This is a genomic window from Fuscibacter oryzae, assembly GCF_016765795.1.
Classification (GTDB): Bacteria; Pseudomonadota; Alphaproteobacteria; order Rhodobacterales; family Rhodobacteraceae; genus Fuscibacter; species Fuscibacter oryzae.
The window spans coordinates 354429-375749 of sequence record NZ_JAESVP010000001.1; the positions used below are offsets into that span (position 1 = coordinate 354429).

Here is a 21321-nt window from a genome sequence, read left to right on the forward strand (position 1 = left end):
AAAACGCAGAAAACCATGCCGCTTGAACTCGTCACGATCCCCTGCCTGCAAGACAACTATGCCTATCTGCTGCATGCTCGCGGCACCAACCGGGCCGCCTTGGTCGATGCGCCCGAAGTCGGGCCGATCCTGAAAGAGCTGCTGAAACGCGAATGGCTCTTGTCTGATATTTTCCTGACACATCATCATGATGACCATATTCAGGCTGTGGCGGAACTGCGCGAGGTGACGGGCGCCAAGGTCTGCGGGGCAGAGGCGGATCGCCATCGACTGCCGCGGCTCGACTGGTCGCTGGAACAGGGCGATCTGGTCGAGGTGGCGCGGGAATCAGGCCGGGTGATTGACGTGCCCGGCCATACCCGGGGCCACATCGCCTTGCATTTCCCCGGCTCGAATCTGGCTTTCACCGGCGACAGCCTGATGTCGGGCGGCTGTGGACGCCTGTTCGAAGGCACCCCGGCCGAGATGTTCGCGAGCCTGCAAAAGCTGGCCGCCCTGCCGCCTGAAACCGTGATCTGCTCGGGCCATGAATACACCGCCTCGAACCTGCGCTTTGCCGCGACGATCGAACCCGAGAACCCCGCGCTGCAAGCCCGCATCGCCGCCTGCACCGCCGCGCGGGCCGAAGGCAAGGCTACGGTGCCGGTGCTTTTGTCGGAAGAGCTGGCAACCAATCCTTACCTGCGCTGCCACCTGCCGCAGGTCAAAGCCGCCGTCGGCCTGCCAGATGCCAGCGAGCTTGAGGTCTTTACCGAGATTCGCGCCCGCAAGGACCGGTTCTGATCCGACCAACCCGTAGGCTGCGTGATCTCACACGCCCTTCGCAGCCCCCTTGCAAATACCGCGCCGCGCCCCAAATACCCCTTGCGACAGGGCCGTGACGGCTCGCGCGCTTCCGAAATGATCACATTTTGTGCCGCTTTCGAAAGAAAGCACAAATCCGGTGCGATGGGGCTTGAAACCTGTCCCAGAAAACCGATCCTTTACCTTATGAGGCCATGGTCGAGGTGACGCCCTCGACCCGCAGGAACAGGAGCACTCAACGTGCCATCTTTTACCACGACGCTGGAACAGGCCATTCACGCCGCGCTTGCCCTTGCCAATGCGCGCCGTCACGAACTGGCCACCCTGGAACACCTGCTCTTGTCCCTGATTGACGAGCCTGATGCGGCGCGCGTGATGAAGGCGTGTTCGGTCAATCTGGATGATCTGCGCAAAACGCTGGTCGAATTCATCGACGATGACCTGTCCACCCTTGTAACAGAGGTTGAAGGGTCAGAGGCCGTGCCCACCGCCGCGTTCCAGCGCGTGATCCAGCGCGCGGCGATCCATGTGCAATCCTCTGGCCGCACCGAGGTGACGGGCGCCAATGTGCTGGTGGCGATCTTTGCCGAGCGCGAATCGAACGCCGCCTATTTCCTGCAAGAACAGGACATGACCCGCTATGATGCTGTGAATTTCATCGCGCACGGCGTGGCGAAAGACCCATCCTATGGCGAAACCCGCCCCGTCTCTGGCGCCGATGAAACCCAGCACGAAACACCGAAGGGCGAGGCCGGAGAGGCAAAGGAATCCGCCCTGTCCAAGTATTGCGTCGATCTGAACGTCAAGGCCCGCAAGGGCGACGTTGATCCCCTGATCGGGCGTGAACAAGAGGTGGAGCGTGCCATTCAGGTTCTGTGCCGCCGCCGCAAGAACAACCCGCTGCTGGTGGGTGACCCCGGCGTTGGCAAGACCGCCATTGCCGAAGGTCTGGCCAAGAAGATCGTGGACAAGCAGACGCCGGAAATTCTGGCTCATGCCACGATTTACAGCCTCGACATGGGAGCGCTGCTGGCCGGAACCCGCTATCGCGGTGACTTTGAAGAGCGGTTGAAGCAGGTGGTGAAGGAGTTGGAAGATCACCCCGACGCGATCCTGTTCATCGACGAAATTCACACCGTCATCGGCGCTGGTGCGACCAGTGGCGGTGCGATGGATGCCAGCAACCTTTTGAAGCCCGCGCTTCAGGGCGGCAAGCTGCGCTGCATGGGCTCGACCACCTACAAGGAGTTCCGTCAGCATTTCGAGAAGGACCGCGCCCTTAGCCGCCGGTTCCAGAAGATTGACGTGAACGAACCCACCGTGCCGGATGCGATCAAGATCCTGCAAGGTCTGAAACCGCATTTCGAAGATCACCACGACGTGCGCTACACCGCCGATGCGATCAAATCGGCGGTTGAACTGGCCGCGCGCTATATCCACGACCGCAAACTGCCTGACAGTGCGATTGACGTGATCGACGAGGCGGGCGCGGCCCAACACCTGTTGCCCGAAGGCAAGCGCCGCAAGACGCTTGGCACCAAAGAGATTGAGGCTGTGGTCGCCAAGATCGCCCGCATCCCGCCGAAAAATGTCTCGAAAGATGATGCGGAAACCCTGCGCGATCTGGAAAAGACGCTGAAGCGCGTGGTTTTCGGTCAGGACAAGGCGGTTGAGGCACTGTGCTCGGCCATCAAACTGGCCCGTGCTGGCCTGCGCGAACCCGAAAAGCCCATCGGCAACTATCTGTTCGCCGGGCCGACGGGTGTGGGCAAGACCGAGGTGGCCAAGCAACTGGCGTCTTCGCTGGGTGTGAAGCTGCTGCGCTTCGACATGTCGGAATATATGGAGAAACACGCCGTCAGCCGCCTGATCGGCGCCCCCCCCGGCTATGTCGGCTTTGATCAGGGCGGCATGCTGACCGATGGCGTCGATCAAGACCCGCATTGCGTGCTGTTGCTCGACGAAATGGAAAAGGCGCACCCGGATGTCTACAACATCCTGTTGCAGGTTATGGACCACGGCAAGCTGACCGACCACAACGGCCGGACGGTGGATTTCCGCAACGTGATCCTGATCATGACCTCGAATGCCGGCGCGACCGAAATGTCGAAATCGGCGATCGGATTCAACCGCGACCGTCGCACCGGCGAAGACACCGCCGCGATTGAACGCACCTTCACGCCCGAATTCCGCAACCGTCTGGATGCGGTGATCTCTTTCGCGCCCTTGTCGAAAGATGTCATTTCGCAGGTGGTGGAAAAGTTCGTCTTGCAACTCGAAGCGCAGTTGATGGATCGCAATGTTCACATCGACCTGTCGCCAGAGGCGGCGGTCTGGCTGGGCGACAAGGGCTATGATGACAAGATGGGCGCGCGCCCCTTGGGCCGCGTGATTCAGGAAAACATCAAGAAGCCGCTTGCCGAAGAGCTGCTTTTTGGCAAGCTGGTCAAGGGCGGCACGGTGCATGTGGGCGTCAAGGATGACGCGATCCACCTGACCTATGAAGAGCCGGGCAAGCCAAGGCTCACAGGGCAAAAGCCGCCGCTTCTGACGGCGGAATGAACAGAAAGGCCCCCCAAGCGGGGGCCTTTTGCTTTCGCCCAAGGGTGCATGAGAACACGCCACCCACCAAAGCGCTGCCATCCAACACCTTGCCCATCTCTCGCCCAACTAACGAAATGGCGGGCTGATAAAACAGACCACACCACATCCATAGGATGCGTGCTCCGCACCGCGACACCGGCGCAAGCGCCCCCTGTGTGGAGAGGGGCGGGCCATCCGCCACCGCCTCAAGCCCGACACTCTCTCAGAATTCCCATTTCCCCCGCCGCACGCCTCGCCTAGCCTTGCCCCATGACAAAAGCCCCCAGCCCCCGCACCCGCGTTCGCCGTCTGCACGACAAGGCCGCTTATGACCTCGACACCATCCACGCGATTCTGGATGCGATGCCGGTCGCCCATGTTGGCCACCTGATCGACGGCTTTCCCGTCGTCACCCCCACCCTGCAATGGCGCGAGGGGGACCACATCTACTGGCACGGATCATCCGCCAGCCGCATGACCCGCGCGGCCACCGGCGGGCCGGTCTGCGTGACCGTGACGCTGACCGATGCCATGGTGCTGTCGCGGTCAGGCCTCGAACATTCGGTCAATTACCGCTGTGTGATGGTGATGGGCACAGCGCAGGCCGTCACCGACCCGGCGCTCAAGGCCAGGCATCTGGAAACCATGATGGAGCAGATGTTCCCCGGCCGCTGGCCCCAACTTCGCCCGATGACGGCGCAGGAACTGAAGGCAACCGCCATCCTGACACTGCCGCTGAATGAAGCGTCGGCCAAAGTCTCTGCCGCCGCCCCCGGCGACAGCGACCCGGCAGAGGATAAGGATTGGCCGGTCTGGGCCGGCAACCTGCCGATCACCCTGACCATGGGCGCACCGCAACCCGCGACAGACCTTGCGCCCGGCATCCCCCTGCCCGATCATGCGGCGGGCTATCGCTTTGGCAAGGCGCCGAAATGACCGCTGTCCTCTTCGTCTGCCTGGGCAATATCTGCCGCTCTCCCACTGCCGAAGCGGTGCTGCGCACCAAGGCAGCGGGGATGGACCTGACAGTGGACAGTTGCGGCACCGGCGGTTGGCACGAAGGAGAGCCGCCCTATCTTCCCGCCATCGAGGCAGCGGCCCGCCGGGGCTATGACCTGCGAGCGCTCAGGGCCCGCCAGATCTCCGCCAGTGACTTTCACCGCTTTAGCCATATCCTCGTCATGGACAGATCAAACCTGCGCGACACCTTGTCGCGGATGCCGCCCGGTGGAACACGGCCCCGCCTGCTGCTGGACTATGCGCCAGATCTTGGCAAAACCGACATCGCCGACCCTTGGTACAGCCGCGATTTCGATGGTGCACTGGATCTGATCGAGGCCGCCTGCGACGGCTTTATCAGAACATTGCAATCACAGGGCTGATTACTGGGCCGCGCAATAGGCCTCTGCCTGCGCGGAGAACGCGGTATAGCGCTCCCAGAACGCATCGTCGGAACTGCTTTTCGACATCTTCACCGACTGCGCTTTTTCCGGGTCTTTGAAGAACCCGGCCACGCGACGTTGGTCACCGCCCTGCAACGTGAAATCGGCCACCTGCTGGATACAGCCACAGAGCGCCCGGTTTGCAGCCCCGCGGTCCGAGCGCAGGCAGGCGCTCTCAATCGGCCCGGCCGATGCAGCACCCGCAAAACAGGAAAAGGACATAGCCGCAAGGGCTGCCCGCACGATCATCTTGGTCATCATCTGCCTCAGTGTCCCCCGCGCGGTTTTTCCCGCCGGGTATTTTTCTGCCACGCAGTCTAGCCATCCCAAGCAGTTTTTTCAATCCCACCGGATGTTTGGCGGAATCTGGCCCATCCCTCCGCCCCAAGCCCCGCCAAATTGTGTCCACCACCTTCGGCCCCCCCATATCCTGCCCCCGCACAGTCGTCACCGGCCGCCCTGCCCTGCGACTCACCCGCGCGCCAGAATCCCCTTCCCGCGTTGCATCCAACCCGATATACGCCCGCCCATGACCCAGCTTGACCTCATCCGCAATTTCTCCATCGTGGCCCATATCGACCACGGCAAATCCACCCTCGCCGACCGTCTGATCCAGATGACAGGCACGGTGGCCGAACGCGACATGAAGGCCCAGCTTCTCGACTCGATGGATATCGAGCGGGAACGCGGCATCACAATCAAGGCCAACACGGTGCGGATCGAATATCCGGCCAAGGACGGCAAGACCTATATCCTGAACCTGATCGACACCCCCGGCCACGTTGACTTTGCCTATGAGGTTTCCCGGTCGATGCGCGCCGTCGAAGGCTCGCTCCTGGTGGTTGACGCAAGCCAAGGGGTAGAGGCGCAAACCCTCGCGAACGTCTATCAGGCCATTGATGCGGGCCACGACATTGTGCCCGTGCTGAACAAGATCGACCTTCCGGCGGCCGACCCCGACCGCGTCAAGGAAAACATCGAGGATGTCATTGGCATCGACGCCTCGAACGCGATCCCGATTTCCGCCAAGACCGGCCTCGGCATTCCAGACGTACTGGAGGCCATCGTCACCCGCCTGCCCGCGCCCAAGGGCGATGCCAACGCGCCACTGAAGGCGATGCTGGTTGACAGCTGGTATGACGCCTATCTTGGCGTCGTCGTCATGATCCGCATCGTCGATGGCGTGGTCAAAAAGGGCGACCGCATCAAGATGATGCAGACCGGCGCCGTCTACGGCATCGACAAGCTGGCGGTTCTCAAACCCCAGATGGTCGATATTGCCGAACTGGGGCCGGGTGAGATCGGCATCTTCACCGCCAGCATCAAGCAGGTCCGTGATACCCGCGTCGGTGATACCGTCACGCATGAGAAAAAGCCCTGCGCCGAGGCACTGCCCGGCTTTAAACCCGCCCAGCCCGTGGTGTTCTGCGGCCTTTTCCCGGTTGATGCGGCGGATTTCGAAAACCTGCGTGACGCCATCGAAAAGCTGGCCCTGAACGACGCCTCGTTCAGCTATGAGATGGAAACCTCGGCCGCTTTGGGTTTCGGCTTTCGCATGGGCTTTCTTGGCCTTTTGCATCTGGAGGTTATCCGCGACCGTCTGGAGCGCGAATATGACCTTGACCTGATCACCACCGCGCCCTCGGTGGTCTTCAAGCTTTACATGAAAGACGGCGAGGTGCGCGAATTGCACAACCCCGCCGATATGCCCGACCTGACCTATATCGACCATATCGAAGAGCCGCGGATCAAGGCTACCATCATGGTGCCCGATGATTATCTGGGCGACATTTTGAAACTGTGCCAGGACCGGCGCGGCATTCAATTGAACCTGACCTATGCCGGCACCCGCGCCATGGTGGAATATGACCTGCCCCTGGCAGAAGTGGTATTCGACTTTTACGACCGCCTGAAATCGGTCACCAAGGGTTATGCCAGCTTTGACTACCAGATTTCCGAATACCGCGAGGATAACCTCGTGAAAATGTCGATCATGGTGAATGATGAGCCGGTGGATGCCCTAGCCATCATGGTTCACCGCGACCGGGCTGAATCCCGTGGCCGCGCCATGGTGGAAAAGCTGAAAGAGCTGATCCCCCGCCATATGTTCAAGATCCCGATCCAGGCCGCCATCGGGGGCCGCGTGATTGCCCGCGAAACCCTGTCCGCCATGCGCAAGGACGTGACCGCCAAGTGCTATGGCGGTGACGCAACGCGGAAGCGCAAGCTCTTGGACAAGCAGAAAGAGGGCAAGAAAAAGATGCGCCAGTTCGGGAAGGTGGAGATTCCGCAGACGGCGTTTATCAATGCGTTGAAGATGGATGGGTGAGGCGCGGCCCCGGCTTTAGCCGGGGAGAAAAGGCTCCAGTGGAGCGTTTTCAGTGCCGAACGCCCGCGAAAGCCTTCGCGGGCAGGCGTTTACTTTTTTGCTTTGGATTTTTTATTACCCAATGTAGGGTCGCAGAGGTAGAAAATACCATAGAGAAACCTGACAATAGGGGAGTCAATTGGCTGAAGCGACCTTGTTACCCGACACACGCGATACGCCAGTAGTATTAACTCTTACAATCGAGAACTCACAGCCAATCGAGCTTTCAGCTTTTGTGGGAGCTTTTACCTCCTTAGCGGCAGAGTACCGAAGAAGCGTCAAACAGAATGACGATCTGGAGGATGAGGCCGTCATATTCGTTAAACAGGTTAGATCAGGGTCAATCATTGCTGATTTGATACCTGTAGTGGCGCCAGCACTCCCCATCATAGCGTCTCATGTAGATCAAGTCTGGCAAGCAATCGAATTTGTGGAAAAATGGGGAGAGAGGATAAAGAAGCTGGCTTCCGGCTCTATCCCGCCTAGCTTTGGAAAATCCGACCTGAAAACATTTTCAGATGCCATGGAGGCCATCGCACGAGACCCTAATGGATCATCAAAATTAGAAGCTGCTACTTTTGAAGACGGAAAACGTCAAGTTAGGGCGGCCTTTAAGTTCTCTACAGGGCAAGCTCTAGAAGCATCTAAAAAAATTGACGCTGAGTACAAGAGAATCGAAGCCAAGTCGGACCGCTCCGTTGAACGGGTTCTTATGGTATTTACCCGCTCCGACATCAAGGATGCTCCTACCGAGAAGCGTAGTGGAGAACGGGTGTTAATACCAGAAATAGACAATCGCGATATCCCACTTATTTATGCATCAGAGCTTTCTGAGCAGAGAATAAAGCATGAAATCCGAGAGGCTGACGATAATATTTTTAAGAAGGGGTTTGTTGTTGATGTGATTGTTATACAGAAAGGTGAAAGGGCAATAGCTTACAAAGTAACAAATGTTCACGATGTAATTGATCTGCCAGACTGACGGCTTGAGTGTCAGACGCTGCTTTTTAAACACGAGTTTAACGTCGTTCTATGCGATGTGGTGAGTGAGGCCCCCCGGCGCGATAAGGCAGCCGTCCTGTGGACGGATGCCCGCGCCGTTGACCGAAGGCCAGCGGCCGAAGGGCAAGGGGTTATCCACCCACGCCAACGGTGCCAAATTCTGATGGGGCCGCCCCGGTGGGCGCGAATGCGTCCGCCGCCCGGGGGGCGGACGCAGCAGAATTTCGTCATATCGCCGAAATTCTGCAAGGGTGGCAATCCGGCCTGCCAATGGCCTCAAACAAACCTTTCCAAACCCTTAACATTAAACACAAACCAAAGCCTTTCCAATACCTTACCCCGGATTTCACTCGCGAAATCCGGGTCAGAGTTTTCCCTGCGGGCCTCGCTTCATGCCGCCCGCAACTCCACCCTGGAAAGGTCCGGCACCGCCCCGTTTGACAGCGCGGCCAGTGGCACCCCGTCCATCAGAATCGTCACCTCGCCCGCCTGATCGACCGACAAGGAAAGCTCGGGCGCGGGGTGGGCCACGGCGTCGTAATAGACCACCAGATGGTCCAACTGCGGGTCGAAATCGCTGATATGGGCCATCTCACCCGCCCCCAAATTCAGGTCATCCAGCAGAAAGCGGTCCTCGCCCTCGCCGCCATTCCCCCAGTCATCGGCCCCCAGGTGCAGATCATCCGCGCCCGTCCCGCCGTTCAGAAAATCCGCCCCCTCGCCGCCAAACAGCGCGTCATTCCCGTCGCCGCCCTCCAGTGTATCCTGCCCCGCGCCGCCTTGCAGCCAGTCATTTCCGCGACCGCCCGACACCACATCATCCCCCGCGCCGCCCGACAGCACATCATTTCCGCCGCCGCCTTCCAGCACATCATTCCCCTCATCGCCGGTCAGGCTGTCATCGCCCTCGCCACCGGCAAGCCGGTCATCACCCGCGCCGCCCTGAAGGTCATCCTTGCCATCGTTGCCATGAAGCAGGTCGTTCCCCGCCCCACCGAAGACGAGGTCGTCCCCCGCCCCGGCCTCTACGGCGTCATGGCCAGCGCCACCATCAATCGTGTCATCGCCGTCGCGGCCGCCCAGCAAGTCCTGCCCCGCGCCGCCGCTGATATTGTCATCGCCGCCGTGCGCGGAGTGGATGTCATCCCCCTGCCCTCCGGTCCAATCCTCCGCGGGGTCAGCGGTGGAGGGGATGTCGTCGGAATGGGGCATGCCATCTTCCAGGGCGGCAGGGGGCGAGATCACAGGATCATCGGCCAGAATGTCGCCCAGTGACGCCGGCTCTTCGTGGGTATCCGGGGTATCCCCCTCGTCCCCATCCGGGCCATCATGGCTGGCCGGAACCAGCGAGTCGACCATTATGCCCGCAACCAATGCCCCCATCAAACCGATCAGACCAAGCACTTACGCCTCCGTCTCCCGTTGGCCAGGGGTGGGGCCGCGAGGTTGATTGCCAGAAATTAACCGCTTGAAAACCAATGGCTTCCAAGGCATGATCCTAGCACAAAGTGCCATGATCCGGCCTGCAATCTGGCAGGATGGTAAACGGCAACAACGGGCTTTCCTTTTCGCCCGATTTCCCCTATACGCCGCCATCCCCTGACGGGGAGCCAAGGGCCCTGCTGGACGACATCCCGGCTTGTGCCGTCACCCAAAACCGCAAGGAGACATCCGATGTCGATCACCGTCGAAGAAAAAGCCCGCCTGATCAAGGAATACGCGACCAAGGAAGGCGACACCGGTTCGCCCGAAGTTCAGGTTGCGATCCTGTCGTCGCGCATCGCTACCCTGACCGAGCATTTCAAGTCGCACAAGAAGGACAACCACTCGCGTCGTGGCCTTCTGATGCAGGTCGCGCTGCGCCGCAAACTGCTGGACTATCTGAAGTCCAAGGACGAGGCACGCTACACCTCGCTGATCGCCCGTCTGGGCCTGCGCCGTTAAGCGTATCCGGTTTTCGGATTGAAACGCCCGTAGCGCAAGCTGCGGGCGTTTTCCTTTGCTCGGCTTACGCTGCCGGATTGTCACGCCAGATCCGCCAGTTTAACGCCGCCGCCACGCTGAGCCAGAGGATGTAGGGCAACAGCAGCAGGCCCGCGACCCAGTCGAGCCCGAAGGCAACCACGATCAGCCCAGCCACCACCAGCCACAGCAGCGCAAGAATACCCATACCCGCCTTGACCCGGTGCGCGCCAAAGAAAACCGGGGTCCACAAGGTGTTCAGGGCAATCTGAGCCGACCACAAGGCCAGCGCCAGCCCCGCCCCCGGCACCACTGCCAACCGCGCACCCGCCCAGGCAATCAGGATGTAAAGCGTGGTCCAGACAACCGGAAACACCCAATTGGGCGGTGTGAAGGATGCTCGCCGCAGCCCGCGATACCACTCGCCCGGCGGAAAGATCACGCCAGACGCCGCCGCAGCAGCACAGGCGAACAGGAGGGTGAGGAAGATCATGGCGGTCTCCGCGAATTTGATTTGCCTTTAAGGTAGGGCATCGCCCGCCTGCCGCAACCCGCCACCCCAGCAATGAAGCCGCGCAATGGGGCCCGGGATTTGATCGAACACTTCCCATCCGCCACTTTTTCCTGTATGGCCCCCGCCATCTGTGACGTGAGGCCGCCCCCCCGGCCGCATGCAAAGGATAGGGGGAGGCGGCAATGGGGCCGCCATACACGGAAGACCCGGCAGGGGCCGGGAGTGCTTCCAAGAGGATGCTAGATGTTCCATACCACAACGAAATCAATCCAGTGGGGCGGTGAAACGCTGACTCTGGAAACCGGCAAGGTTGCCCGTCAGGCAGATGGCTCGGTTATCGCCACCTTGGGCGAAACCTCGGTCATGGCCAACGTGACCTTTGCGAAATCGCCCAAGCCCGGCCAGGACTTTTTCCCCCTGACCGTGCATTATCAGGAAAAATACTATGCGGCCGGCAAGATCCCCGGCGGCTTTTTCAAACGCGAAGCGCGCCCGTCCGAGAAAGAGACGCTGACCTCGCGTCTGATCGACCGGCCCTGCCGCCCTCTGTTCGTTGAAGGTTTCAAGCATGAAGTGCTGGTCATGGCGACCGTGCTGTCTTGCGACTTGCACAACGACCCCGACATCGTTGCCATGATCGCCGTTTCGGCCGCGCTGACCGTTTCGGGCGTGCCGTTCATGGGCCCGATCGGCGCCGCGCGCGTTGGTTTCACCAACGGCCAGTATGTGCTGAACCCGGCCATGGATGACATGACCCAACTGCGCATGAAGCCCGAGCAGCGGCTTGATCTGGTCATCGCAGGCACCAAGACCGCCGTGATGATGGTGGAATCCGAAGCCTATGAGCTGTCGGAAGCCGAGATGCTGGGCGCGGTCAAGTTCGGCCATGACGCCATGCAGCCGGTGATCGACCTGATCATCGACTTTGCCGAACTGTCGGCCAAGGAACCCTTCGACTTCTCGCCCCCCGACATCTCGGCGATCTATGGCAAGGTGAAAGCGGCTGGCGAAACCCAGATGCGCGCCGCCTTTGCGATCCGCGACAAGCAGGACCGCACCAACGCCATCGGCGCTGCGGTTGACGCGATCAAGGCCGCCCTGTCGGAAGAAGACCAGAAGGACGCCAACCTTGGTTCGGCGATCAAGCAACTGGAATCCGCGATCCTGCGCGGCGACGTCGTGGCAAACGGCATCCGTATCGACGGGCGCGACACCAAGACCGTCCGTCCGATCATCGCGGAAACCGGCATCCTGCCGCGCACCCATGGGTCGGCCCTGTTCACCCGCGGCGAAACCCAAGGTCTGGTTGTGACCACCCTTGGCACCGGCGAAGATGAGCAGATCATCGACGCGCTGAACGGCAACTATCGGTCAAACTTCCTGCTGCACTACAACTTCCCGCCCTATTCGGTTGGCGAAGTTGGCCGCGTGGGTTCGCCCGGCCGCCGCGAAATCGGCCATGGCAAGCTGGCATGGCGCGCGTTGCAGGCGGTTCTGCCTGCGCCGACCGACTTCCCCTACACCATCCGCGTCGTGTCCGAGATCACGGAATCGAACGGCTCGTCCTCGATGGCTTCGGTCTGCGGTGGCAGCTTGTCGATGATGGATGCGGGCGTTCCGCTGAAGGCGCCAGTTGCCGGTGTGGCCATGGGCCTGATTCTGGAAGATGACGGCAAATGGGCCGTGCTGACCGACATCCTGGGCGACGAGGATCACCTCGGCGACATGGACTTCAAGGTCGCGGGCACCGAAGCGGGCATCACCAGCCTGCAAATGGACATCAAGGTTGCGGGCATCACGCCCGAGATCATGGAGCAGGCCCTGGCGCAGGCCAAAGACGGCCGTCTGCATATTCTGGCCGAGATGGGCAAGGCGCTGTCGGCCCCGCAAGGCTTCAGCGAATATGCCCCCAAGATCGAGACCCTGAGCATCCCGACCGACAAGATCCGGGAAGTGATCGGCTCTGGCGGCAAGGTCATTCGTGAAATCGTTGAAGTGTCGGGCGCCAAGGTCGATATCAACGATGACGGCATGATCAAGATCGCCTCGAACGATCAAAAGGCGATCAAGAAGGCCTATGACATGATCTGGTCGATCGTGGCAGAGCCGGAAGTGGGCCAGATCTACACCGGCAAAGTTGTGAAGCTGGTCGATTTCGGCGCCTTTGTGAACTTCTTCGGCAAGCGTGATGGTCTGGTGCATGTGTCCCAGATCGCCAACAAGCGCCTGACCCATCCGAATGAAATCCTGAAGGAAGGCCAAGAGGTCAAGGTCAAGCTGCTGGGCTTTGACGAGCGCGGCAAGGTGCGCCTTGGCATGAAGATGGTCGATCAGGAAACCGGCGAGGAAATCGCCGAGAAGAAGGAAGAGTCGGCCGAAGGCTGACATCGGTCATTTTTCGCCGATCAGGGGCCGCGATTGCGGCCCCTTTTTCTTTGTCGCTTGGCAACTTTCACAACTTATAATAGATGAAAGAGGTGCAAAAAATTCAATCTAAAGTTGTTTATGGTAATAATCATGAGCTTACGTTCCATACTCCCCTCTTGGAAAATTCAACGTGAATGGCTGCGGCTGAAACAACAGGTCAGTCAGGTTGAGTGGCTGTTTTTCGGGGCCATGCGGCGCGCAAGTTATGATAGAAACCGTCACAAGCTGGTTTCGGTGACCGAGGGCAATCAGCCTTTGTGCCCCGATGTTGCCGTCATCCTGATATTTCAACCCAAAGGGATTCTGCCTTCGCTGATTGAAGAGCTGACCCATTTTACCACCAATGGCATATCTCCGGTCGTGATCTCGAACTGCCCGCTTTCGGTCGCTGACCGTGGCTTGTTGCAAGCGCACTGCCACTTGGTGATCGAACGACCGAATTTTGGCTATGACTTTGGCGGTTACCGCGAAGGCATTCTGGTGCTGTCCGAACGCGGTGCGCAGATCCGTAATCTGTTCGTCAAAAATGACAGCATCTGGTTTCCTGTCTCAAATGACTGCACGCTTTTGGATCGCGCCCTGGAGTCCAAATCGGATATCTATGGCATCTACCTGAATGAAACGCCAAAACAGGCGCATAGGGCGCATTTGCAGTCTTACTTTTACCGTTTCAGTCCTCGGCTTGTGAACGACCCCATATTTTTAGATTACTGGCGAAATATTCTGCTAACCGACAACAAATTCATGGTCATCCGCCAGTGTGAAATGAAGCTGACAGAAGCATTTCGTGCCAAGGGTTTCAGCATCGAGCCGCTGTATCGGATGTCAGACATGCAAACCGCGCTCAAAGCTCTTAGCAATGCCGAACTGGAGGATGTGCTGCACTATCAGATTCAGGTCGATACACGATCAATTCATAGTGTGGGCGGCCTCATGGGGCACAGTGGCGAACCAGGATGGCGTGAAAAGGTGGAGGCGCTGATCGATCAAGGGAAAGTTGGCAAGTATTTCCTGATTGCGCATCCCTTAGCCCTTATACAGAATCTTCATTGTCCGATTCTGAAAAAGGACCGCCAACCGATGTATCGCTTGCAACGCGCTGAAATTTCACGTGCAGGAATGGCCATGTTGCTTCCAGATGTCGTGCGCTCAGAGATTATGACCTGGGATGCAGCGTGAAAGGCGCCAGTCATACATTTTGTAGATTTGGCAGCCGATCACCATCATACTGATAGCCATAAAGATCGATATCAACTCGGCAGCATTGCGCAATCAACGCGCGCGTTTCATCGGTGTAAAAGCTGCGCCAATCGCGGCTGGCTGGCGCGCGCCATTCACCTTTTGCCTTTTGTGTCGGAAGTTTAAGGTCAATACCCAGCGCGTTGCCGACTTCGGCAATGTTATGTCCAAGGCTCTCGTAAAAGATCACGTGATCAGCCCGGAATCTTCCCTTATAATTGCATAGTTCGGACTGAACCATGCGACAGGCCCGATTGCGCCCTTCAAGCCTGTCGATCAAGCGGCGCGAAAAGGTCAAGCGCGACACCTTGTGAACAAACCGGGTAAACGTCTCTCGCTGCACCTCAAGTGGATGGCTCTTTATGTCGGTATTCCGGTAGTTGTCATAGAACTCTGACACCGCGCGATCCCAAGGGTTTCGTGCGAGGGTGATAACCTTGTAGGACAAGATGTCCTCACCCATCACATGAACCAGACGCGACAGCGAGGAATGTACCCGTATCGTCCGTGGCCAACCCTTGCTGTAGTGCCCAACCTGGGCCTGTGTCGGTAGCGGGTTTTCCAGATCGTCAACATTGACGCCCATCACCAGATCACCTGCTGCAAGATGCGGCATGAAGGCCCATTGCACGGACGAGCTTGCGACCTTTCTCGGGCGAACAAGAAGGAAGCGTTTGGAGTGGCTTATGATCACGAAGTCGGCCCTTGGCATCAAACGAAGATTCGGATGATGCGAGAGAACCCGCTTCTCGTCCAGCGCACATTAAAAGAAAATTAACCTCCGCACCGCGGAAGGTTTGAATTGCCCAGTATGGCGGCCGGTCCTCCGGCCGCCACGTCGAACATGGCACGCTTATACCGGACGCTTGGCAAAGCGCAGATAGGGCAGCTTGATGTCCAGCTCGCCATATTTGGCCTTGGCATCCTCGGTCGGAACCGACAGCGCCACGATCACATCCTGACCCGGCACCCAGTTGGCTGGGGTGGCGAAGGGCACGCCGTCGGTGGCTTGCACCGCATCCAATGCGCGCAGGATTTCGGCGAAGTTCCGCCCCACCGACATCGGATAGGTCATCGTCAGCCGCACCTTCTTGTCCGGCCCGATGATATAGACGGTGCGCACCGTCGCTGTGTTGGCCGGGGTGCGACCTTCGGCGGGCAAATAGTATTCGGCGGGCAGCATGTCATAGGCTTTGGCCACGGTCAGGCTGGTATCGTCGATGATCGGGAAATCGGCGGGGGCACCGGCAAACGCCTCGATGTCGCGCTTCCATTTGCCGTGGTCTTCGACCGAGTCCACCGATACGCCAATCACCTTGGTCTTGCGCTTGGCAAATTCGGGGGCCAGCTGGGCAACCGCACCGAATTCTGTGGTGCAAACGGGTGTGAAATCGCGCGGATGGCTGAAGACGATGGCATAGCCATCGGCCAGCCACTCATGGAAATGGATGGTGCCAGCGGTCGAGTCGGCGGTGAAATCCGGCGCGATGTCGTTGATGCGGATACCCATGGCGATCTCCTTGGGGGGTTAGTTTGGGGTGTTTGTGGCTGCGATATAGCGGTTTTGGAACGAAGTTTCACCCGTCGCGCACCATCTGAACAAAAAGAATGATGATTTGCCAGACCCGACTGCGGATACGGAATATTCTTCCCCTGCGGGCAGGGCGCGGGGAACGGTGAAGACTGTCGCGATTTGATCAAATTTGGCGCAGACCCGCTTGCGCCGCCGCACGCAGAATGCCATTTTTTGCCGCGCAACAGGAGGGCTGCCATGATCATCCGCCGCGAATTCTACATCAACGGGGCCTGGGTTGCCCCCGCCAAAGCGCGCGATTGCGCCGTGATCGACCCTTCGACCGAGGAAGAGGTGGCGATCATCAGTCTGGGCGACCAGACCGATACCGATGCCGCCGTTGCCGCCGCCAAGGCCGCCTTTCCCGGCTGGGCCGCAACGCCGCCCGCAGAACGCCGCGCCGCTGTCGTCCGCATTCTGGAACAGTACGAGACCCGCAAGGAAGAACTGGCCCGCACCATCAGCCTTGAGATGGGCTCGCCGCTGGAACATGCCCGCACCCAGCAGGCCCCCTGCCTGCCCTTGCACACCAAAAACTTTCTGACCGCGTTCGACACGCTGGAATGGGTGCGCCCGCTGGGCCCGCACGCCCCAAACGACCGTATCGCGCTGGAGCCGATTGGCGTGGTGGGCCTGATCACGCCTTGGAACTGGCCGATGAACCAGATCGCGCTAAAGGCCATTCCGGCGATTCTGGCGGGTTGCACCTGTGTGCTGAAACCGTCCGAGGAAAGCCCGCTGAACGCGATGATCTTTGCCGAGTTCTGCCATGACGCAGGCCTGCCTCCGGGCGTGTTCAACCTGGTGAACGGCGACGGGCCGGGCGTTGGCAGCCAGCTTTCGACCCACCCGGATGTTGAAATGATCTCGTTCACCGGATCAACCCGCGCGGGTAAGGCGATTTCCGTTGCCGCCGCACAGACGCTGAAGCGGGTCACGCTGGAACTGGGGGGCAAGGGCGCCAATGTGATCTTTGCCGATGCCGACTACAAAGCGGTGGAACGCGGCGTGCGCCACATGATGGACAACACCGGCCAGTCCTGCAACGCACCCAGCCGCATGCTGGTGGAACGCCCGATCTATGACCGCGCGGTGGAAATCGCCGCGCAGGTTGCTGACAGCATCAAGGTTGGCCCCGCCAGCGCAGAGGGCAACCACATCGGCCCGGTGGTGAACAAGCGCCAGTGGGACCAGATTCAGGGCTATATCCAGAAGGGCATCGACGAAGGCGCGCGGCTGGTTGCCGGGGGCCCGGGCCTGCCCGACGGCTTTAACCGGGGTTTCTATGTGAAGCCCACGATCTTTGCCGATGTCACCCCCGGCATGACGATTGAACGCGAGGAAATCTTTGGCCCGGTTCTGGCAATGATTCCCTTTGACGGCGAGGAAGAGGCGGTGCGCATCGCCAATGACACACCCTATGGCCTGACCAACTATGTCCAGTCGCAAGACGGGGCCAAGCGCAACCGCATGGCGCTGCGCCTGAAATCGGGCATGGTGCAGATGAACGGCAAAAGCCGCGCCGCCGGATCGCCCTTTGGCGGGGTGAAATCCAGCGGTCGGGCACGAGAGGGCGGCGTCTGGGGGCTGGAAGAATTCCTGGAGGTCAAGGCCATCTCTGGCTGGGACCCGGCGACCGAGTAAACCGGCCAGACATACCCAAAAGCCCCGGCCCTTGCGCCGGGGCTTTTTCTTTGTTGCCTGCAACAGAGAACTTGACACATGTGTCGATTTTTGGCGAGATCACCCGGCAACCCCGGAGCACGCCCATGAGCCAGCACCCCCGCCTGACCTCTCCTCTGCAATTGCGCGGCCAGACCCTGCGCAACCGCATCGTCTTTGGCGCCCATACCAACAACATGGCCGATATGGGCCTGCCCGGCCCCCGGATGGAGAATTATCTGGTCGAACGTGCCCTTGGCGGCGCGGCGATGGTGGTGTGCGAGCCGGTGCCCGTACATCGCACCGGGGTGCTGACGCGCGGCAATGTGCTGCCTGAAAGCGATGCGATCATTCCGCATTTCCAGAAGATCACCACCCGCATCCGCGAGGCGGGGGCGGTGGCGATCCAGCAATTGTATCACGTCGGCGCGCACGGCGATTCTGACCTGTCGTTTCAGCCACACTGGTCGCCCTCGGGCGGGCCAAGCTATCACGACAGCGACGGCTCTCACCGCATGACGGAAACCGAGATCGAGGAGTTGCTGGAGGCCCATGCCGCTGCTGCCCGCCGCGCCAAGGCCTGCGGCTGGCAGGGGGTAGAGGTCTGGGCCGCCTATCACTCGCTGGTCGATCAGTTCTGGACGCCGTGGTCAAATACCCGCGACGACAAATGGGGCGGCAGCCTTGAAAACCGCACCCGGTTTTCGCGCGAATTGATTGATCGTATCCGGCGCGAATGTGGTGAGGATTTCATCGTCGGTCTGGCGATCAGCTATGCGCCCGGCTACAAAGTGGCGCTGCAAGCAGAATCCATGTGCGAAATCATCGGCCTGCATGATGCCACCGGCCATGTGGACTATGTGACCTGTGGCGCCGGCAGCTATCTGGAATTCGACGCGATCATCCCGCCCTTCACCCATGGCGAAAAGCTGACCACCCCGATGACGGCGCAGCTGAAAGCCTTGGTCAAACATGCGAAGATTACCAGCGAGGCCGGGGTGCGCACCCCCGACAATGCCGAAACCATCCTGTCCTCGGGCGAGGCGGATCTGGTTTCGATTGTCCGCGGCCAAATCGCCGACCCGCATCTGGCCGCCAAGGTCACCCAAGGCCGCAGCGAGGATATTCGCGGCTGCATTTCCTGCAACCAGATGTGCTGGGGTCGGCGCAGCCGGGACTACTGGATTTCCTGCCTGATCAACCCTTCTGCGGGGCGGGAATGGGAATGGGGTGGCGACAGGTTCACCCCCGCCACCACCGCGCGCAACGTTCTGGTGGTGGGCGCGGGCCCTGCGGGGCTGGAGGCGGCGCGGGCCGCTGCCGAGCGCGGGCACAGGGTTGAGGTGGTTGAGGCCTTGCCCGTGATCGGCGGCCAGTTCCGACTGGCGGGCCAGCAACCGCGCCGGGCGCAGATCATCGATCTGATGGATTGGTACGAACGCCAGTTCACCAAACTGGGCGTGACCCTGCGGCTGAACACCTTTCTGGACGAAGACGAAATCGCGTCCCATCCCGCCGATACGGTCATTCTGGCCACCGGGTCGCTGCCGGATGAAACCGGGTTTCAACGCTGGCGCCCCGATCTGGGCGAATTGCCCGGCATCGGCCTTGGTGGCGTCTGGTCGCCCGAGGCCGCCATGCGGCGCGAGGCGCGGCTGGGCGATGCGGTTGTGGTGTATGACGAAGGGTCAAACTGGCGCGGCGTCGGCACCGCCTGGGCGCTGGCTGAGCGCGGCCACAAGGTCACCATCGTCACGCCCGAAGCCATGGTGGGCAAAGAGATTACCCGCACCGCCGCCGACGGCGCTGCACGGCGCTATATGGCCAAGCTGGGCGTGCGGTTCCTGACCGAACACAGCCTGTCGGCCTGGCACGGCAACGGGGTCACGGTGCAGAACATGCTGACCGGGGCAGAGGAAACCCTGCCTGCCAGCGGGTTGATCATGTCCACCACCAACCGGTCGTTCGACCCCTGGCCCGAGGCGTTTGCGGGTAAAGACACCCACCGGATCGGCGATTGTTCGGCCCCCAGGCTTGCCGCCTATGCCTTTCACGAAGGCCGCAAACTGGCGCTTGCCCTATAGGGCAGGCGCAAAGCTGCCCGATTGCGCCATGGCCCAGGCCTTGGCAAAACCCTTGGCCGAGGCAGGGTCAGCCAGCAGCTGGCCCGGCGCAAGCGTGGGGTAGATGTCCGACAGCGGCAGCGCCCCGGTCGTCGCCCCGATGCGGCGCTGAAAGTGGTGCGACATCAGCTGCGCGGGGTGGTCCACCCCCGCCGCCGCGGTCAGTTCGGCCAAGGCATGCAGCGTGTTCTTGTGGAAATTCGCCACCCGCTCGGCCTTGTCGGGCACCACCAAGGCGCGTTGGCGGGCGGGGTCGGGGCTGGTCACCCCCGTCGGGCAGTGGCCGGTGTGGCAAGACTGGGCCTGAATGCAGCCGATGGCGAACATGAAGCCGCGCGCGGCATTGCACCAGTCGGCGCCCAGCGCCATGATCCGCGCCATATCGAAGGCCGTGGTGATCTTGCCACTGGCCCCGATGCGCACCTTGTCGCGCAGCCCGGCGCCGATCAACGCGTTGTGGGCAAAGGACAACCCGTCGCGCAACGGCATGCCCACATGGTCCATGAATTCCAACGGGGCGGCGCCGGTGCCGCCCTCTTTCCCGTCGATCACGATGAAATCGGGGGTGATGCCGGTTTCCACCATTGCCTTGCAGATCGCCAGAAATTCCCACGGGTGGCCGATGCACAGCTTGAACCCCGCAGGCTTGCCGCCCGACAGGTCGCGCAGGCGGGCGGTAAACTCCAGCAGGCCCACCGGCGTTGAAAAGGCCGGATGGGCCGAAGGAGAGACGCAATCCACACCCATCGGCACGCCACGAATGGCCGATATCTCTTCGGTGATCTTGGCGGCAGGCAGCACGCCACCATGGCCGGGCTTGGCCCCTTGCGACAGCTTCACCTCAATCATCTTGATCTGGGTGTCCTTGGCGGTTTCGGCAAAACGGGCCGGATCAAACCCGCCATCTGCGGCCCGAGCGCCGAAATAGCCCGATCCCAGCTCCCACACCAGATCGCCGCCGCCTTCGCGGTGATAGGGGGAAATGCCACCCTCGCCTGTATCGTGGTAAAACCCGCCCGCCTTGGCGCCCCGGTTCAGGGCGCGCACCGCATTGGCCGACAGCGCCCCATAGCTCATCGCGGAAATGTTCAACAGAGAGGCGGAATAGCTGCCAACCTGCACCCGCATCGTTTCAGCCTTGGCCAGGGGGCGGGGGGCCAGCGAATGGTGCAGCCATTCGTATTCGTCCTGATAAACATCAAGCTGCGTGCCGAAGGGCCGCTTATCCAACGCCTTCTTGGCGCGCTGATACACAATCGCACGCTTGTCACGGGCAAAGGGCGCACCATCCTTGTCGCCCTCAAAAAAATACTGCCGCATCTCTGGCCGGATACCCTCCAGCAAAAAGCGCAGCCGGGCGGCGATGGGATAGTTGCGCAAGATCGCGTGGCGCGTCTGAAACAGGTCATAAACCCCGACAGCCACAACAGCCGCCAGCACCAGCGCCACCACCTCCAGCCCCGCGCGCCCGCCGGGCCACAGTGTCGCCGTCAAAACCGCAAGCACCAGCAAGATCGCAGGCCAGGTCAAAAGCGCATAGCGCAGTTCAAACGCGGTTTTCATCGGGCATGGTCTCCGTTCGGGCCATGTTCATCATGCCCAGATTTCGGGCAGGTTAACGG

17 protein-coding genes are annotated in these 21321 nt (G+C 60.5%); 11 read left to right on the forward strand and 6 right to left on the reverse strand.

The window, feature by feature from the left end; translation table 11 throughout:
* The first annotated feature begins 15 nt into the window (after positions 1 to 15).
* The 4 genes from gloB (at position 16) to JI744_RS01690 (ending at position 4769) form a co-directional block, all read left to right on the forward strand.
* Entirely contained in the window at positions 16 to 783 is a 768-nt protein-coding gene (gloB, locus tag JI744_RS01675; protein WP_202657632.1) for a hydroxyacylglutathione hydrolase, read from the forward strand.
* 261 nt (positions 784 to 1044) lie between these two features.
* On the forward strand, positions 1045 to 3366 hold the full coding sequence (gene clpA, locus JI744_RS01680) for an ATP-dependent Clp protease ATP-binding subunit ClpA (RefSeq protein WP_202657633.1): 2322 nt from the start codon (positions 1045 to 1047) through the stop codon (positions 3364 to 3366).
* 291 nt (positions 3367 to 3657) lie between these two features.
* A complete protein-coding gene (locus tag JI744_RS01685; protein ID WP_202657634.1) occupies positions 3658 to 4323 on the forward strand; it encodes a pyridoxamine 5'-phosphate oxidase family protein in 666 nt (221 codons plus the stop codon).
* Complete coding sequence (locus tag JI744_RS01690) at positions 4320 to 4769, forward strand: low molecular weight protein-tyrosine-phosphatase (protein WP_202657635.1); 450 nt, start codon at positions 4320 to 4322, stop codon at positions 4767 to 4769. Before JI744_RS01685 ends, JI744_RS01690 begins: the two co-directional genes overlap by 4 nt.
* On the opposite strand, the gene JI744_RS01695 is transcribed toward JI744_RS01690, so the two are convergent.
* The gene (locus JI744_RS01695; protein WP_407927489.1) at positions 4770 to 5087 is read right to left on the reverse strand and encodes a hypothetical protein; all 318 of its coding nucleotides are present in this window, start codon (positions 5085 to 5087) and stop codon (positions 4770 to 4772) included. It abuts the gene before it with no gap.
* Between the two features lie 271 nt (positions 5088 to 5358).
* On the opposite strand from JI744_RS01695, the gene lepA reads away from it, so the two are divergent.
* Together lepA and JI744_RS01705 are read left to right on the forward strand one after the other, a co-directional pair.
* Positions 5359 to 7158, forward strand: a complete 1800-nt coding sequence (lepA, locus tag JI744_RS01700; RefSeq protein WP_202657636.1) for a translation elongation factor 4 — start codon at positions 5359 to 5361, stop codon at positions 7156 to 7158.
* 178 nt (positions 7159 to 7336) lie between these two features.
* Positions 7337 to 8179 (forward strand): hypothetical protein, encoded by an 843-nt coding sequence (locus JI744_RS01705; protein ID WP_202657637.1) that lies wholly within the window; start codon positions 7337 to 7339, stop codon positions 8177 to 8179.
* Positions 8180 to 8589: 410 nt separating this feature from the next.
* Here JI744_RS01705 and JI744_RS01710 read toward each other — a convergent pair whose 3' ends face one another.
* Positions 8590 to 9603, reverse strand: a complete 1014-nt coding sequence (locus tag JI744_RS01710; RefSeq protein ID WP_202657638.1) for a calcium-binding protein — start codon at positions 9601 to 9603, stop codon at positions 8590 to 8592.
* Positions 9604 to 9873: 270 nt separating this feature from the next.
* Between JI744_RS01710 and rpsO the strand changes: the two genes are divergently transcribed.
* Positions 9874 to 10143 (forward strand): 30S ribosomal protein S15, encoded by a 270-nt coding sequence (rpsO, locus tag JI744_RS01715; RefSeq protein WP_202657640.1) that lies wholly within the window; start codon positions 9874 to 9876, stop codon positions 10141 to 10143.
* A gap of 64 nt (positions 10144 to 10207) precedes the next feature.
* On the opposite strand, the gene tspO is transcribed toward rpsO, so the two are convergent.
* Entirely contained in the window at positions 10208 to 10654 is a 447-nt protein-coding gene (gene tspO / locus JI744_RS01720) for a tryptophan-rich sensory protein TspO (RefSeq protein ID WP_202657641.1), read from the reverse strand.
* A 264-nt stretch (positions 10655 to 10918) separates the two neighbouring features.
* On the opposite strand from tspO, the gene pnp reads away from it, so the two are divergent.
* Both pnp and JI744_RS01730 read left to right on the forward strand, forming a co-directional pair.
* A complete protein-coding gene (gene pnp, locus JI744_RS01725) occupies positions 10919 to 13060 on the forward strand; it encodes a polyribonucleotide nucleotidyltransferase (protein WP_202657642.1) in 2142 nt (713 codons plus the stop codon).
* Between the two features lie 132 nt (positions 13061 to 13192).
* Complete coding sequence (locus JI744_RS01730) at positions 13193 to 14281, forward strand: rhamnan synthesis F family protein (protein ID WP_202657643.1); 1089 nt, start codon at positions 13193 to 13195, stop codon at positions 14279 to 14281.
* A gap of 10 nt (positions 14282 to 14291) precedes the next feature.
* On the opposite strand, the gene JI744_RS01735 is transcribed toward JI744_RS01730, so the two are convergent.
* Positions 14292 to 15053 (reverse strand): sulfotransferase family 2 domain-containing protein, encoded by a 762-nt coding sequence (locus JI744_RS01735; protein ID WP_328756687.1) that lies wholly within the window; start codon positions 15051 to 15053, stop codon positions 14292 to 14294.
* A gap of 141 nt (positions 15054 to 15194) precedes the next feature.
* Entirely contained in the window at positions 15195 to 15851 is a 657-nt protein-coding gene (locus JI744_RS01740) for a peroxiredoxin (RefSeq protein WP_202657646.1), read from the reverse strand.
* 261 nt (positions 15852 to 16112) lie between these two features.
* Between JI744_RS01740 and JI744_RS01745 the strand changes: the two genes are divergently transcribed.
* Together JI744_RS01745 and JI744_RS01750 are read left to right on the forward strand one after the other, a co-directional pair.
* A complete protein-coding gene (locus tag JI744_RS01745; protein ID WP_202657648.1) occupies positions 16113 to 17558 on the forward strand; it encodes an aldehyde dehydrogenase family protein in 1446 nt (481 codons plus the stop codon).
* A 125-nt stretch (positions 17559 to 17683) separates the two neighbouring features.
* Positions 17684 to 19660 (forward strand): oxidoreductase, encoded by a 1977-nt coding sequence (locus JI744_RS01750; protein WP_202657650.1) that lies wholly within the window; start codon positions 17684 to 17686, stop codon positions 19658 to 19660.
* Here JI744_RS01750 and JI744_RS01755 read toward each other — a convergent pair.
* Complete coding sequence (locus JI744_RS01755) at positions 19655 to 21262, reverse strand: FMN-binding glutamate synthase family protein (RefSeq protein ID WP_202657652.1); 1608 nt, start codon at positions 21260 to 21262, stop codon at positions 19655 to 19657. The genes JI744_RS01750 and JI744_RS01755 overlap by 6 nt on opposite strands.
* Positions 21263 to 21321 lie beyond the last annotated feature (59 nt).

What these genes read in the sequence shown, in the direction of transcription:
- JI744_RS01685 (WP_202657634.1), top strand. Translation starts at nt 3,658, where the DNA reads ATGACAAAAGCCCCCAGCCCCCGCACCCGCGTTCGCCGTCTGCACGAC.
- tspO (WP_202657641.1), bottom strand. Translation starts at nt 10,654, where the DNA reads ATGATCTTCCTCACCCTCCTGTTCGCCTGTGCTGCTGCGGCGGCGTCT.
- gloB (WP_202657632.1), top strand. Translation starts at nt 16, where the DNA reads ATGCCGCTTGAACTCGTCACGATCCCCTGCCTGCAAGACAACTATGCC.
- lepA (WP_202657636.1), top strand. Translation starts at nt 5,359, where the DNA reads ATGACCCAGCTTGACCTCATCCGCAATTTCTCCATCGTGGCCCATATC.
- JI744_RS01690 (WP_202657635.1), top strand. Translation starts at nt 4,320, where the DNA reads ATGACCGCTGTCCTCTTCGTCTGCCTGGGCAATATCTGCCGCTCTCCC.
- JI744_RS01745 (WP_202657648.1), top strand. Translation starts at nt 16,113, where the DNA reads ATGATCATCCGCCGCGAATTCTACATCAACGGGGCCTGGGTTGCCCCC.
- JI744_RS01755 (WP_202657652.1), bottom strand. Translation starts at nt 21,262, where the DNA reads ATGAAAACCGCGTTTGAACTGCGCTATGCGCTTTTGACCTGGCCTGCG.
- rpsO (WP_202657640.1), top strand. Translation starts at nt 9,874, where the DNA reads ATGTCGATCACCGTCGAAGAAAAAGCCCGCCTGATCAAGGAATACGCG.
- JI744_RS01695 (WP_407927489.1), bottom strand. Translation starts at nt 5,087, where the DNA reads ATGACCAAGATGATCGTGCGGGCAGCCCTTGCGGCTATGTCCTTTTCC.
- pnp (WP_202657642.1), top strand. Translation starts at nt 10,919, where the DNA reads ATGTTCCATACCACAACGAAATCAATCCAGTGGGGCGGTGAAACGCTG.
- JI744_RS01740 (WP_202657646.1), bottom strand. Translation starts at nt 15,851, where the DNA reads ATGGGTATCCGCATCAACGACATCGCGCCGGATTTCACCGCCGACTCG.
- JI744_RS01750 (WP_202657650.1), top strand. Translation starts at nt 17,684, where the DNA reads ATGAGCCAGCACCCCCGCCTGACCTCTCCTCTGCAATTGCGCGGCCAG.
- JI744_RS01730 (WP_202657643.1), top strand. Translation starts at nt 13,193, where the DNA reads ATGAGCTTACGTTCCATACTCCCCTCTTGGAAAATTCAACGTGAATGG.
- JI744_RS01735 (WP_328756687.1), bottom strand. Translation starts at nt 15,053, where the DNA reads ATGCCAAGGGCCGACTTCGTGATCATAAGCCACTCCAAACGCTTCCTT.